We start from the raw sequence: 14,783 nt of genomic DNA on the forward strand, positions 1-14,783 counted from the left end.
CCCCCCCCCCGCATGCGCACGCCCACACCGCACGGGCAGCGCGACAGCGCAGGCACGCGGCCTGCCCCGAGCCGCACAGCCACGCGTGCAGCCCGACGACGCCGTACGCCCGCCGCCCTGCCAAGCCCCGGGCACATCCACCGGGCCGCCTCCGCGTGTGCGCACCCACCCGCACAGCACCCGCACGACCCGACAGCGCCATGCCCCGGCCCTCCGGGAAGCCGTGGGCGCAACGAAGTCATGGGCACGACGACGGCCTCCGGCCGAGCGGCACACCACCGCTCGGCCGGAGGCCGTTGTCGTGCAGGACTGCTCAGGCAGCCGCCGTGGGCTGCTCCAGCGGTATGGGTCGGTCGATAGCCATGAGCCACTTGCCGTCCTCACCGCGGCGCAGGACATCGGTGCAGGTGCCGCGCAGCAACTGACGCTCGCCGTCCGGGCCCGGCACCTCCAGGCGGTAGTCCACGACGATGAGCTGAACGTCCCCGGCCGTGTACGAGTGGCGCAGGGTCGCCTCCAGCGACGGCTTCTGCGCGAGCATCTCCGTGATCTTCTCCTTGCGTGCGGCGCCGGTCAGCGGCGTGCCCGACAAATTGGAGATCGCGTCGTCGCGGTACAGCCGGTCGAAGACGGCTCCGTCGTAGGAGTTGAAGGCGATGAGGAAGACCTCGTTCTGCCGGTCGGGGTCGTCGGTGAGTTCCAGGTTGTACAGATCGGTGTCGATGCTCATGACGGAGCTGTCCCTCTCTCCTCTGCGGATGTGCGGGTCTGGTCGTTGTCACGTGGGGATGCGGCGGCAGCGGCCTTGCGCCGCGCGGCCCGTGCCTTGTGTTTGGCGCCCGCGCCCCGCTCGACGAGCCACCACTCGGCGATCAGAAGGGTGGTGATCCACGCCGGCCAGTCGGCGTTGCCGACCAGGGCGTCGTTCCAGGCGTCCTGTACGGCGGGGTCGTCCGAGGCGGGGACCGGCAGGACGGTGGCCATGAGCAGCAGCAGATAGACGCGGCTCAGTACGATCGCCATGGTCAGCGCGAAGCTGCGGACCATCCACCGACGATGGTCGCCCCATCTGCGCTGTCTGGCGGTGCGGTACCCCGCGATCGTGCAGATCAGCCACAGCGACGACAGCATGAGGCTGCTCATGCGCATGGTCAGGCCGCTCGGGCTGGTAGCGGCGAGGACGAGCCCCAGCGCGCCCGCCGGGAGGACCCCGGCGAAGACGTACAGCCGTCCGCTGACACGGTGGACCGTCGGGTGGGCCTGCCGCAGCCAGGGCCAGATCTGGAGGCAGCAGGTGACGATGGCCACGGTCCCGAACAGGATGTGCGCCACCAGCAAGGGGTAGTGGAGCGTGAAATCCCCGGGCTGGGGGACGCGGGACTGGCGGGGGTCGAGGGTGAGATAGCGCGGCAGCGACAGCACCAGGAACACCGCGCACACCATCGCCAGCGGTCCGATCCACGGGCGCTGCCACCACTGCCGCGTTCCGGCCCTGCCTCGATCGGCCGGTTCCCCGGCCGAGGTTGAAACGGGTACGGAAGATTGCGGGGATTTCACGCTCATCCGGCGGTGGCGTTCCGCGGATCGCCGTACGGGTCGTCAATGGCATAACGCCAATTCCCGTCCGCACCGCGGCGCAGCACGTCGGTCGCGAGCCCGCCGAATGATTCCCGCTTTCCGTCCTCGCCGTCGATCTCCATCGTCCAGTCCACGGAGAGCAGCGCGGTGTCCGTGGTGACGTGCGACTCACGGATCTTCGCCGTCAGCTTGGGCCGCAGCGTGAGGAATTCCGCGAGATTCGCCTTCCGTTCCGCTCCGCTCAGCGGCTTTCCGGGCTCCCAGACGGACACCGCCTCCTCCGTGTAGAGCCGGTTGATGGCGTCGGCATCGCCTTCGTTGAACGTACGGACGTAGAACGCCAGGTGCTCTTCCACACCGCCCGCGTGCCCGCCGGCATCGACCATCTCCGCCATGACTGGAACCTCCGTAGAACAGGGCTGCTTGTGGCTTTCCGGACTCGTCGGCGCGTGGCTACGCGAATCCGCGGGTCAACCTAGCCGGGGGCTCTCATCGGGAGGTAACAGGACGTCCACGAGGCCGTCTTGCGGGCCCAGTTATCGCGATATTACCGCTCACTGATCGCCGCTATTCGGCTCCTGGTTAATGTTGCCGGGCGGTCACCAATTACCCGTTTTCACGCACGTGTTGGACAAGCGCAGCACATCGCGGACCAAGCCGCCTGCCGGCGGCGACGAAAGGGCGGACGAGTCACATGGCGAGCGAGCACCGGTCGGAGGCGGCGAATTCGCACGAGGGGCGGGACGGTGCGGTCGCCGTCGTCGGAATGGCGTGTCGGCTGCCCATGGCGTCCTCCCCGGAGCAGTTCTGGGAGCTGCTGCGCGACGGACGGAGCGCCATCACGGACGTGCCGCCGGGCCGCTGGGACGCACCCGCGGCGCAGGGCGCGCCGGACGGGCGGCCGGGGCCGCGCCGGGGCGGATTCATCGACGGGGTGGGGGACTTCGACGCGGCCTTCTTCGGCATCTCGCCCCGCGAGGCCGTCAGCATGGATCCCCAGCAGCGGCTCGTGCTCGAACTGGCCTGGGAGGCCCTGGAGGACGCGGGTCTCGTGCCGGCCTCGCTGCGCGGCAGCCGTACGTCGGTGTTCGTGGGCGCCCTGCGGGACGACTACACCAATCTGGTGTACCAGCACGGCACGCAGGCGATCACGCAGCACACGATGACCGGGGTCAATCGGGGTGTCATCGCCAACCGGGTCTCGTACCACCTCGGTCTGCACGGGCCGAGCCTGACCGTGGACTCCGCCCAGTCCTCCTCGCTCGTCGCGGTCCACCTGGCCTGCGAGAGCCTGCGGTCGGGCGAGTCCTCCCTGGCCGTGGCGGCCGGTGTCAACCTGAACGTCCTGACCGAGAACGCGGTCACCGAGGAGCGCTTCGGCGGACTGTCGCCGGACGGTCTCAGCTACACCTTCGATGCCCGGGCGAACGGCTTCGTGCCCGGCGAGGGCGGCGGTGTCCTGATCCTCAAGCCCCTGGCACGGGCGGTCGCCGACGGCGACCGCATCCACGGGGTGATCCGCGGCAGCGCCGTGAACAACGACGGCTCGACCCCCGGTCTGACCGTGCCGAGCGAGGAGGCCCAGGAGCGTGTACTGCGGGCCGCCTACCGCAACGCGTCGGTCGACCCGGCGTCGTCGCAGTACGTGGAACTGCACGGAACCGGCACTCCGGTCGGCGACCCCATAGAGGCCGCGGCGCTGGGCGCGACCCTCGGCGCCGGGCGCGGCGGTGCCGATCCGCTGCTCGTCGGCTCGGCGAAGACCAACGTAGGGCACCTGGAAGGCGCGGCGGGCATCGTCGGGATGCTCAAGGTCCTGCTGAGCCTGCGCCACCGCCGACTGCCGGCCAGCCTGAACTTCGAGACCCCCAACCCCCGAATTCCCCTGACCGAGCTGGGACTTGCCGTTCAGCAGGAGCTGACGCCCTGGCCCCGTGACGACCAGGAGCTGGTGGCGGGGGTGAGTTCGTTCGGCATGGGCGGCACCAACTGCCATGTGGTGCTGACCGAGGCCCCGGCCCGCCCCGGCGAGCGGTCGCCCCTCGATGCCCCGTCGGGCACCCCGGCCGCCGCCGACGTGCTGCCGTGGGTTGTCTCGGGCCGGACTCCGCAGGCGCTGCGCGCCCAGGCCGGGCGGCTGCACGCGTTCCTCTCCGACGGCTCCGCCGGTGCCGCCGACGTGGGCTGGTCCCTGCTGTCGTCCCGGACCCTGTTCGCGCACCGTGCCGTACTGCTCGGCGGCGAGGAGGAGATGCGGGCCGGTCTGGCATCGCTCGCGACCGGGACGCCCGCGCCCGGCGTTGTCACGGGCTCGGCTCAGCCGGGCGGGCTCGGCGTCCTGTTCACCGGTCAGGGCTCACAACGGGCGGGCATGGGGCGGGAGTTGTACGCCACCTTCCCGGTCTTCGCGAGCGCCTTCGACGAGGTGTGCGCCCACCTGGACCCGCTCCTGGAACGGTCGCTGCGCGAGGTGGTCTTCTCCGGCGAGGGCCTGGACCGCACCGGCTGGACGCAGCCCGCGCTGTTCGCCCTGGAGGTGGCGCTGTACCGGCTGGTGGAGTCCTGGGGCGTACGCCCGGACCACCTGGCCGGGCACTCGGTGGGAGAGGTGGCCGCGGCCCATGTGTCCGGCGTGCTCTCGCTCCCGGACGCGGCGCGCCTGGTCACCGCCCGGGGACGGCTGATGCAGGCGCTTCCGGAGGGCGGCGCCATGATCGCCGTACAGGCCTCCGAGGACGAGCTGCTCGAACTGCTCGCCGAATACGAGGGCCGTATCGGCCTCGCCGCGGTCAACGGGCCACGCGCGACCGTTGTCTCGGGAGAGGAGGAGGCCGTCCTGGCGGTGGCCGCCCGGGCGGCCGGACAGGGCTGGAAGACCAAGCGCCTGACCGTCAGTCACGCCTTCCACTCGCCGCTGATGGAGCCGATGCTCGACGACTTCCGCCGCGTGGTCGAGGCGCTGGACTTCCGGGCGCCGCGCATCCCGGTGGTGTCCACGGTCACCGGCCGGGTCGTGACGGACGAGTGGTGCTCGCCCGGCTACTGGGTGGACCAGGTGCGCCGTCCCGTCCGGTTCCTGGAAGGCGTCCGGGCCCTGGAGGCCGAGGGCGTGACCACGTTCCTGGAGCTGGGTCCTGACGGCGTGTGCTCGGCGATGGCCGCCGAGTCCGTGCTCGACGCCGAGGCCGTGGCGGCCGTCCCGGCGCTGCGCGCGGGCCGGCCCGAGCCGCAGTCGCTGCTGACCGCGCTCCCCTCGGTCTTCGTCCGCGGTACGGAGGTGGACTGGGCCGCGGCCTACGCCGGCACCGGCGCCCGGCGCACCGACCTGCCGACGTACGCCTTCCAGCGCGAGACGTACTGGCTCGACGGCTCGCGGGCCTCCGCGACACGTCCTGCCGCCGCCCCCGCGCCGTCCGGGCCCACGGCGTCCTCGCCCGGTGGGCTCGCGGAGCGGCTCGCCGCGCTGCCGGCCGCCGAACGCCTGCGCACCGTGACCGAGTTGGTGTCCGCGCACACGGCGGCTGTCCTGGAGTACGCACCGGACACCGCGGTCGACCTCAGGGCCGCCTTCAAGGACCTGGGCTTCGACTCGCTGATGGCGGTGGAGCTGCGCAACGCGCTCGCCACGGCCACCGGCCTGACCCTGCCCAGCGGTCTGCTGTTCGACCACCCGACGCCGGCCGCGCTCGCCGGGCACCTGCTGGCGGAGCTGACCGGCGCCGGGGAAGGGGAAGCGGGCGCCGCCGCCGCGCGGCCGGGTCCAGCGGACTCCGGTGAGCCGATCGCCATCGTGGGCATGGCCTGCCGGTACCCGGGGGGCGTCGGTTCCCCCGAGGCCCTGTGGCGGCTGGTCGCCGAGGGCGGCGACGCGATCTCCGGCTTCCCCGACGACCGCGGCTGGGACGAGGAGTTGTTCGACCCGGAGCTGCGCCGGCCCGGCCGCAGCGCGGTCGGCGCGGGCGGCTTCCTGCACGACGCGGGCGGCTTCGACGCGGGGTTCTTCGGCATCTCGCCGCGCGAGGCGCTGGCGATGGACCCGCAGCAGCGCCTGCTGCTCGAAACCGCCTGGGAGGCCGTGGAGCGGGCGGGCATCGACCCGGTGTCGCTGCACGGCACCCGTACCGGTGTGTTCGTGGGCGGAACGGCCCTGGAGTACGGCCCGCGCATGCACTCCGCCCCCGAGAGCGTCCAGGGGCACGTCCTCACCGGCACCACCGCGAGCGTGATGTCCGGGCGCATCGCCTACCAGCTGGGGCTGACCGGCCCGGCGGTCACCGTCGACACGGCCTGCTCCTCATCCCTGGTGGCCCTGCATATGGCGGTACGGTCGCTCCGCTCCGGCGAGACCGGTCTCGCCCTGGCGGGCGGCGTCACCGTCATGTCCTCGCCGGGCATGTTCGTCGAGTTCTCCCGGCAGCACGGCCTGGCCCCGGACGGCCGCAGCAAGTCCTTCGCCGAGGCGGCGGACGGCACGTGCTGGGCCGAGGGCGTGGGTCTGCTGCTCGTCGAGCGGCTGTCGGACGCGCGCCGCAACGGCCACGAGGTGCTGGCGGTCATCCGCGGCACCGCCGTCAACCAGGACGGCGCCTCCAACGGGCTCACCGCCCCCAACGGCCTCTCCCAGCAGCGGGTGATCCGCGACGCCCTCCGCGACGCCGGCCTGCCGGCCGACGCCGTCGACGCGGTCGAGGCGCACGGCACCGGCACCCGGCTCGGCGACCCGATCGAGGCGGAGGCCCTGCTCGCCACGTACGGCCGTGACCGCGACGGCCGGGGGCCGGTGTACCTGGGGTCGCTGAAGTCCAACATCGGTCACACCCAGGCCGCCGCGGGCGTCGGCGGCGTCATCAAGATGGTCCAGGCCATGCGGCACGGGACCCTGCCCAGGACCCTGCACGTGGACGAGCCCACACCGCACGTCGACTGGTCGTCCGGCGGGGTCGAGCTGCTCACCGAGGAGCGCCAGTGGCCGCGCACCGGCCGGCCGCGGCGGGCCGCCGTATCGTCGTTCGGGATCAGCGGCACCAACGCGCATGTGGTGCTCGAACAGGCCGAGGACGCCGACGCCCCGGCACCGACGCCCCCCGCGCCGACGGCGCCCGTGCCGTGGGTGATCTCCGCGCACAGCGAAGAGGCGCTGCGGGCACAGGCCGCCCGGCTGCGCGAGCACGTCGAGAGCCACCCCGGACTGCCGGTCGCCGACATCGGCCGATCCCTTGCCGCCCGTACCGCCTTCGACCGGCGGGCCGCCGTGATCAGCACGGACACCGACGGCTTCCTGGCGGGCCTGGACGCGCTGGCCCACGGCGTCCAGGCGCCGAACGTGGTGCGCGGCGAGGCCGTACGGGCGGGTGGGACGGCGTTCCTGTTCACCGGGCAGGGCGCCCAGTACCCGGGCATGGGGCGCCAGTTGTACGACACCCACCCGGTCTTCGCCGAGGCCCTGGACGCCGTGGCCGCCGCCCTGGACGCCCATCTGGAGCGGCCGCTGCTGGAGGTGATGTTCGCCGCGGACGGCTCGCCGGACGCCGAGCTGCTGCACCGGACGACGTACACCCAGCCCGCGCTGTTCGCCGTGGAGGTGGCGCTGTTCCGGCTCCTGGAGCACCACGGGTTCGTCGCCGACCGGCTGGCCGGCCACTCGATCGGCGAACTCGCCGCCGCGCACGTGGCGGGCGTGCTCTCGCTGTCCGACGCCGCCGCGCTGGTCGCCGCGCGCGGCCGGCTCATGCAGTCGGCCCCGGCCGGCGGCGCCATGATCGCGGTGCAGGCGGACGAGGCCGAGGTGGCCGAGACCCTCGCCGCCCACGCAGGCGCCCTGGCCGTCGCCGCGGTCAACGGCCCCGCGGCGGTCGTCGTCTCCGGCGACGACGACGCCGCCGAACAGGTCGCGGCCCACTGGCGGGAGCAGGGGCGCAGGACCCGCCGGCTGCGCGTCAGCCACGCCTTCCACTCACCGCACGTGGACGGTGTCCTGGAGGAGTTCCGCACGGTCGCCGCGGGGCTGGAGTTCCGGGCGCCCTCGATCCCGGTGGTGTCCACGCTGACCGGGGCGCTCGCCACCGCCGACGAGCTGGTGTCGCCCGACTACTGGGTGCGCCAGATCCGCGGCACCGTGCGCTTCCTGGACGCCGTACGCGCCCTTGAGGCGGACGGTGTCACCCGGTTCGTCGAGGTCGGCCCCGATGCCGTACTCGCCGCCATGGCGGAGGCCTCCTTCACCACGGAGCACGCCACGGCGATCCCGCTGCTGCGCTCGGGCAGGCCCGAGGCCGAGGTGCTCACCTCGGGGCTCGCCCTGGCCCATGTGCGCGGCGCCGCCCTCGACCGGGCGTCGTTCTTCCCGGGCGCCGCCCGCACCGCCCTGCCGACGTACGCGTTCCAGCACGAGCGCTACTGGTTCGTGCCCGAGGAGCGGAGCGACGCGCACGGCCTCGGCCTGACCGCCTTCGACCACCCGCTGCTCGCCACGTCGGTCGAACTCGCCGACCGGGACGAGCTGGTGCTCACCAGCATGGTCTCGCTGAGCAGGCACCCGTGGCTGGCCGACCACGGCATCGGCGGCAGCACCCTCGTGCCCGCCACCGCCTTCCTCGAACTGGCCCTGGCCGCGGGAGAGCAGACGGGCGCCGGACGGGTCGAGGAACTCACCCTGGAGACCCCGCTGGTCCTGCGGGAGCGCCGGGACACCCGCGTCCAGGTCACGCTCGGCGCGCCCGGCACCTCGGGTGCTCGCCCGTTCGCCGTCCACTCCCGGCCCGAGACCGACGGCGAAGGCGCGCCGTGGACCCGTCACGCGTCCGGCACCCTGGCCGGACAGCCCACTGCCGCGCCCGCTCCCGAAGGGCTGACGCAGTGGCCACCCGCGGACGCCGTCGCCGTGCCACTGACCGACGTGTACGCCCGGCTGGCGGAGCTCGGCTACGGCTACGGCCCCGCCTTCCAGGGGCTGCGGGCGCTGTGGCGCCGGGGCGAGGAGATCTACGCCGAGCTGCGGCTGCCCGACGAGCACCACGACTCCGCCGCCCGGTACGCGATACACCCGGCGCTGCTGGACGCGGCGCTGCACCCGCTCGTTCTCGACGCGGCCGGCGCCGGCGACACAACCGGGGTGATCCGGCTGCCGTTCTCCTGGGACGGGACGGCCCTGCACGCCGTGGGCGCCACCGCGCTGCGAGCCCGGATCGCGCCGGCCGGGCCCGACACCTACACGCTGACGCTCGCGGACGACACCGGGGCACCCGTCGCCACGGTCGAGCGGCTGTCCCTGCGGTCCGTCGCCAGGGATCGGCTCGCCTCCGCCGAGGGCACCCTCGCCGACTCGCTGTTCACCGTGGCGTGGCCGACCGTCGCGACGCCCGCGACGGCCGGGCCGACACTGGCCGAAGCGGCCGGTGACGAGCTGCCCGACCCGGAGGGTGCCGACGCCGTCGTCGTCACGTTCCCGCCCGAAGCGAGCGCCCCGCACACCGCCGAGGCCGCGCACGCCACGGCGCGGCGCGCGCTTCGGCTGACCCACCGATGGCTGTCCGACCCTCGGTACACCGACACCCGGCTGGTGTTCGTGACGCACGGCGCCGTCGCGGTGCGCCCGGGCGATGCGGTCGACGGCCTGGACGCCGCGCCGGTGTGGGGCCTGATCCGGTCGGTGCAGTCCGAGCATCCCGGGCGAGTGGTCCTCGTCGACCTCGACGGCCCGGGCGGCGCCCTGCTGCCCGCCGCGCTCGCGAGCGGCGAGCCGCAGGTGGCGGTGCGCGACGGCCGGCTGCATGTGCCGCGGCTGACGCGGACGGCGCCGGAGGCCGAACGGGCCGAGCGGCCCTTCGACCCGGATGGCACGGTGCTGGTCACCGGCGGCACCGGTGGCCTCGGGGGCCTCCTCGCCCGCCATCTGGTGACCCGTCACGGGGTCCGCCGGCTGCTGCTGACCAGCCGCCGCGGCCCGCGCACGCCGGGCGTCGACGCGCTGTGCGCGGAACTCGCCGAGCTGGGCGCCCAGGTGACCGTCGCGGCCGCGGACGCGGCCGACCGAGCGGCGCTGGCCGCCCTCCTCGACGGCGTGCCCGCCGAGCACCCGCTGACCGCCGTGGTGCACACCGCGGGTGTCCTCGACGACGCCACCGTGGAGTCCCTCACCGAGGAGCGGCTGGACACGGTGCTGCGGCCCAAGGTCGACGCGGCGTGGCACCTGCACGAACTCACCCGCGACCGCGGCCTGTCCGCGTTCGTCCTCTTCTCCTCCGTCTCCGGTGTCACCGGCACGGCCGGGCAGGCCAACTACGCGGCCGCCAACACCTATCTGGACGCCCTCGCGACCCGTCGCCGCGCGCTCGGGCTGCCCGCCACCTCGATGGCCTGGGGCCTGTGGGGCGGCGAGCGCGGCATGGGCGGCACGCTGGACGACGCCGACCGTGCGCGCTGGGCCAGGACCGGGATCGCGCCGCTGGCTCCGGAGCACGGCCTGGAGCTGTTCGACGCCGCGCTCACCGGCGCGGACCCGCTCGCCGTGCCCGCGGCGCTCGACCTGGCGCGCCTGCGGGCCGCGGACGGCCCGCCGCCCACGCTGCTGCGCGGCCTCGTCAGGCCCCGGCCGCGTACGGCCGCGGCCGCCTCCGGCCCCGGAGCGGGCGCCGACCCGGAGTCCTGGGCGCGGCAGATCGCCGCCCTCGACGAGGCGGAGCGGCACGTCGCCGTCCTCGGCCTGGTGCGCACGACGGTCGCCACGGTGCTCGGGCACACCGACGCCGACGCCGTCGATCCGGAGCGGTCGTTCAAGGAGGCCGGGTTCGACTCGCTGTCCGGCGTGGAGCTGCGCAACCAGCTGGGCGCCGCGACCGGGCTGCGGCTGCCCGCCACCGCCGTGTTCGACCATCCCTCGCCCGCCGCCCTGGCCAGGTACCTGTACGACCGGATCGCGGGCACCACCCCGGCCAGGACGGTCGCGGTACGGGCCGTACCGGCCGACGAACCCGTCGCGATCATCGGCATGGCCTGCCGTTTCCCCGGCGGGGTGCGCTCGCCCGAGGGCCTGTGGCGCCTCGTGGCCGAGGGCACCGACGCGATCACCGAATTTCCCGTCAACCGCGGCTGGAACGTGGAGGAGCTGTACGACCCGGACCCCGACAAGCCAGGCACGTCGTACGTCCGCCACGGCGGATTCCTGCACGAGGCGGACCAGTTCGACCCGGCCTTCTTCGGGATGTCCCCACGGGAGGCGACCGCGACCGACCCGCAGCAACGGCTCCTGCTGGAGACCGCCTGGGAGACCTTCGAGAGCGCCCGCATCACGCCCGCCGCGCTGCGTGGCAGCAACACCGGCGTGTTCACCGGCGCCATGTACGACGACTACGCCTCGCGGCTCGCGGCGACCCCCGAGGAGTTCGAGGGCTTCCTGCTGGCCGGGAACCTCTCCAGCGTCCTCTCCGGCCGGCTCGCCTACACGTACGGTCTTCAGGGACCGGCGCTCACGGTCGACACCGCCTGCTCGTCGTCGCTGGTGGCGCTGCATCTCGCGGCGGGCGCGCTGCGCCGGGGCGAGTGCGACCTGGCGCTGGCCGGTGGCGTCACGGTGATGTCCGGGCCGCACACGTTCATCGAGTTCTCCCGCCAGCGCGGACTGTCCCCCGACGGCCGGTGCCGTTCCTTCGCGGCGGACGCCGCCGGCACCGGCTGGTCCGAGGGCGTCGGTCTGCTCCTGGTGGAGCGGCTCTCCGACGCGCGGCGCAACGGCCACCAGGTGCTCGCGGTGCTGCGCGGCTCGGCGGTCAACCAGGACGGCGCCTCCAACGGGCTGACCGCCCCCAACGGCCCTTCCCAGGAGCAGGTCATCAGGCAGGCCCTCGCCGACGCCGGGCTCGCCCCGTCCGACGTGGACGCCGTGGAGGCGCACGGCACCGGCACCACCCTCGGCGACCCGATCGAGGCGCAGGCCCTGCTGGCGACGTACGGCCAGGACCGGCCCGCGGACCGGCCGCTGTACCTGGGCTCGCTGAAGTCCAACATCGGTCACGCGCAGGCCGCCGCGGGGGTCGGCGGTGTCATCAAGATGATCGAGGCCATGCGGCACGGCACGCTGCCGAGGACGCTGCACGTGGACGAGCCGTCCCCGCACGTGGACTGGGAGTCGGGAGCGGTCGCGCTGCTCACCGAGGAGCGGCAGTGGCCGCGGTACGGGGAGCGGCCGCGCCGCGCCGGGGTGTCGTCCTTCGGCATCAGCGGCACCAACGCGCACGTGATCCTGGAGCAGGCTCCGGCCGACCCCGCGCCGAACGGGGCGGCAGACGCCGCGCCGCAGCGGGGGGACGACGGTGTCGTGCCGTGGATCGTCTCCGGCCGGGACGAGGCGGCCCTGCGCGAGCAGGCCCTGCGGCTGCACGGGCACCTGGTCGAGCACGCCGGGCTGCGGCCCGCCGACGTCGGCCTGTCCCTGGCGACCACCCGTACCCTGCACGAGCACCGGGCGGCCGTCGTCGGCGGCGACCGCGAGGAGCTGCTGAGCGGCCTGAAGGCGCTCGCGGGCGGCGAGTCGGCGACCTCGGTGGTGCGCGCCGAAGGGGCGCGGCGCGGCAGGACCGCGTTCCTGTTCACCGGTCAGGGCAGCCAGCGTCCGGGCATGGGCCGTGAGCTGTACGAGACCTCGCCGGTGTTCGCCCGGGCGCTGGACGCGGTGTGCGAGCACCTCGACCGTGAACTGCCCCGGCCGCTCAAGGACGTGCTCTTCGCCGAGCCGGGCTCCGCGGACGCGGCGCTGCTGGATCGTACGGACTTCACCCAGGCGGCGCTGTTCGCCGTCGAAGTGGCGCTGTTCCGGCTCCTGGAACACCACGGCGCGGCCCCGGACTGTCTCCTCGGCCACTCCATCGGCGAGCTGACCGCGGCACATGTGGCGGGCGTCTTCGCACTGGAGGACGCCTGCACCCTCGTGGCCGCCCGGGGCAGGCTGATGCGGGCCGCCCCTGCGGGCGGTGCGATGGCCGCGGTACAGGCGAGCGAGGAGGAGGTCCTCGCCTCGCTCGCCGAGGCCGACGGCACGGTCGCCGTCGCGGGGGTCAACGGTCCCCGGTCCGTCGTCGTGTCCGGTGACGAGGACGCGGTGGAGCGGATCGTCGCCGACTGGCGGGAGCGCGGCCGCAAGACCAAGCGGCTGACCGTCAGTCACGCCTTCCACTCGCCCCACATGGACGAGGTGATCGAGGAGTTCGCCGCACTCGCCTCGGGCGTCGCCTTCCACGACCCCGAGATCCCCGTGGTCTCCAACGTCACCGGAGTGCTCGCCACCGCCGAGCAACTGCGCTCGCCCGACTACTGGGCCGGGCACATCCGCGCGGCCGTCCGCTTCTACGACGGGATCCGCTTCCTGGAGGCGGACGGCGTGACCGACTTCGTGGAGGTCGGCCCCGACGGCGTACTCACCGCCATGGCACAGGACTGCCTGTCCCAGGAGGCGGCCGTCCTGACGCCGGTGCTGCGCTCCGGCCGGCCCGAGTCCCGTACATTCGGCGCCGCGCTGGCGCTGCTCGCGCTGCGGGGCACGCAGCTGGACTGGCCGACGGTGTTCGCCGGAGCGAGCCCGGTGGACCTGCCGACGTACGCCTTCCAGCACGCGCGTCACTGGCTGGAGGCGCCGTCGGACTCCGGCGACGCGGCGGGCCTGGGGCTCGGCCGGACCGGGCATCCGCTGCTCGGCGCGGCGGTGGCGATGGCCGGGCGGGACGGCTTCCTGTTCACCGGCCGGCTGTCCCGTCATACGCATCCGTGGCTGTGGGACCACGCCGTGCACGGTACGGCCCTGCTGCCGGGCACGGCCTTCGCGGACCTCGCGCTGCGTGCCGCGGAGCATGTCGGATGCGAGCAGGTCGAGGACCTCACCCTCGCCGCCCCGCTGCCGCTGCCCGAGCGGGACGGAGTACGGCTCCAGGTGGTGGTCGGCGAGGCGGACGAGGCCGGGCGCCGCGTCCTTGAGGTCTACTCCCGTACCGGCGGCGACGACCTCGACCCGTGGGTCCTGCACGCCACCGGACGGCTCGCGCCGACGGCCGCCGAGCAGGAGTCGCCCGGCCTCGCGGCCTGGCCGCCCGCCGACGCGGCGGAGGCCGACCTCGACGGCGTGTACGACCGGCTGGCCGAGCACGGTTACGCGTACGGACCGGCCTTCCAGGGGCTGCGCCGCCTGTGGCACACGGACTCGGAACTCTTCGCCGAGGTCGCGCTCGCGGAGGCACAGCACCCGGACGCCGCACGGTTCGTCCTGCACCCGGCGCTGCTCGACGCGGCGCTGCACAGCCTGCTGCCGGGCGTGGTGGACGAGGACCGCCCGGCGGTGCTGCCCTTCGCCTGGTCCGGCGTCACGGTGCGGGCCACCGGCGCCACGGCGCTGCGGGTCCGGCTGTCCCTGACCGGGACCGAGTCGGCCGCGCTGACGGTCACCGACACCCTGGGCGCACCGGTCGCCTCGGTGACCGAACTGGCCCTGCGGCCGCTGTCCGAGGACGCGCTGCGCACGGCCGTGGACAGCCACCGCGACGGCCTGCTGGAAGTGCAGTGGAGCGAGATCGGCGCGGTGAGCGGCACGGACAGCGGCAACTGGGCGGTGCTCGGCGACGATCCGGGCCCCGGGCCGGACTCACTGCGCCGCTATCCGGACCTCGCGGCGCTCGCAGACGCGGTCGGCTCGGGAGCGCCCGTGCCGGAAACGGTGCTGGTGCCGTTGTCCACGCCGTCCCCGGCCGACGGCCAGGACGTGCCCGGCCTGGTCCACGCGGTGACGGACCGCACGCTCGGTCTGCTGCAGGCCTGGCTGGCGGACGAGCGGTTCGCCGAGTCCCGGCTCGTCGTCGTCACCCGGGGCGCGATCGCCGCAGGGCCCGAGGACGTCACCGACCTGGCCCACGCGGGCGTCTGGGGCCTGGTGCGCACGGCGTACAGCGAGAACCCCGGCAGGTTCGGCCTGCTGGACATCGGCGCGGACACGGATCTCGACGCCGGGCTGCTCGTCACCACCGCGTCGGCCGAGCCCCAGGCGGCTCTGCGGCAGGGGCGGATCCTGGTGCCGCGGCTGGTCCGGGTACGGCGTGCGGCCGACGCCGACGGCACCCACCACGCCGACAGCACCGCCGGCGCCGATCGCACTGACGGCACCGATAGCACCGGTCATAACATCCGCACCGATCGCACCGACAGCACCGCCGACACCGACAACGCCGACC

4 protein-coding genes are annotated in these 14,783 nt (G+C 74.2%); 1 reads left to right on the plus strand and 3 read right to left on the minus strand.

Going from position 1 to position 14,783, the window contains the following annotated elements; all coding sequences use genetic code 11:
* Nucleotides 1-313: 313 nt before the first annotated feature.
* From SSP24_RS40735 to SSP24_RS40745, 3 genes are all read right to left on the minus strand, one after another.
* A complete protein-coding gene (locus tag SSP24_RS40735; protein ID WP_141316052.1) occupies nucleotides 314-730 on the minus strand; it encodes a YybH family protein in 417 nt (138 codons plus the stop codon).
* Complete coding sequence (locus SSP24_RS40740; protein WP_218037147.1) at nucleotides 727-1,431, minus strand: DUF2306 domain-containing protein; 705 nt, start codon at nucleotides 1,429-1,431, stop codon at nucleotides 727-729. The genes SSP24_RS40735 and SSP24_RS40740 overlap by 4 nt, the downstream gene beginning before the upstream one ends.
* A gap of 128 nt (nucleotides 1,432-1,559) precedes the next feature.
* Nucleotides 1,560-1,973, minus strand: a complete 414-nt coding sequence (locus SSP24_RS40745) for a YybH family protein (RefSeq protein WP_141316057.1) — start codon at nucleotides 1,971-1,973, stop codon at nucleotides 1,560-1,562.
* A gap of 299 nt (nucleotides 1,974-2,272) precedes the next feature.
* Here SSP24_RS40745 and SSP24_RS40750 point away from each other — a divergent pair.
* On the plus strand, nucleotides 2,273-14,783 hold a 12,511-nt coding region (locus SSP24_RS40750; RefSeq protein ID WP_218037148.1), incomplete at its 3' end, for a type I polyketide synthase.

The organism is Streptomyces spinoverrucosus (assembly GCF_006539505.1).
Classification (GTDB): domain Bacteria; phylum Actinomycetota; class Actinomycetes; order Streptomycetales; family Streptomycetaceae; genus Streptomyces; species Streptomyces spinoverrucosus.

What these genes read in the sequence shown, in the direction of transcription:
- SSP24_RS40735 (WP_141316052.1), bottom strand. Translation starts at nt 730, where the DNA reads ATGAGCATCGACACCGATCTGTACAACCTGGAACTCACCGACGACCCC.
- SSP24_RS40745 (WP_141316057.1), bottom strand. Translation starts at nt 1,973, where the DNA reads ATGGCGGAGATGGTCGATGCCGGCGGGCACGCGGGCGGTGTGGAAGAG.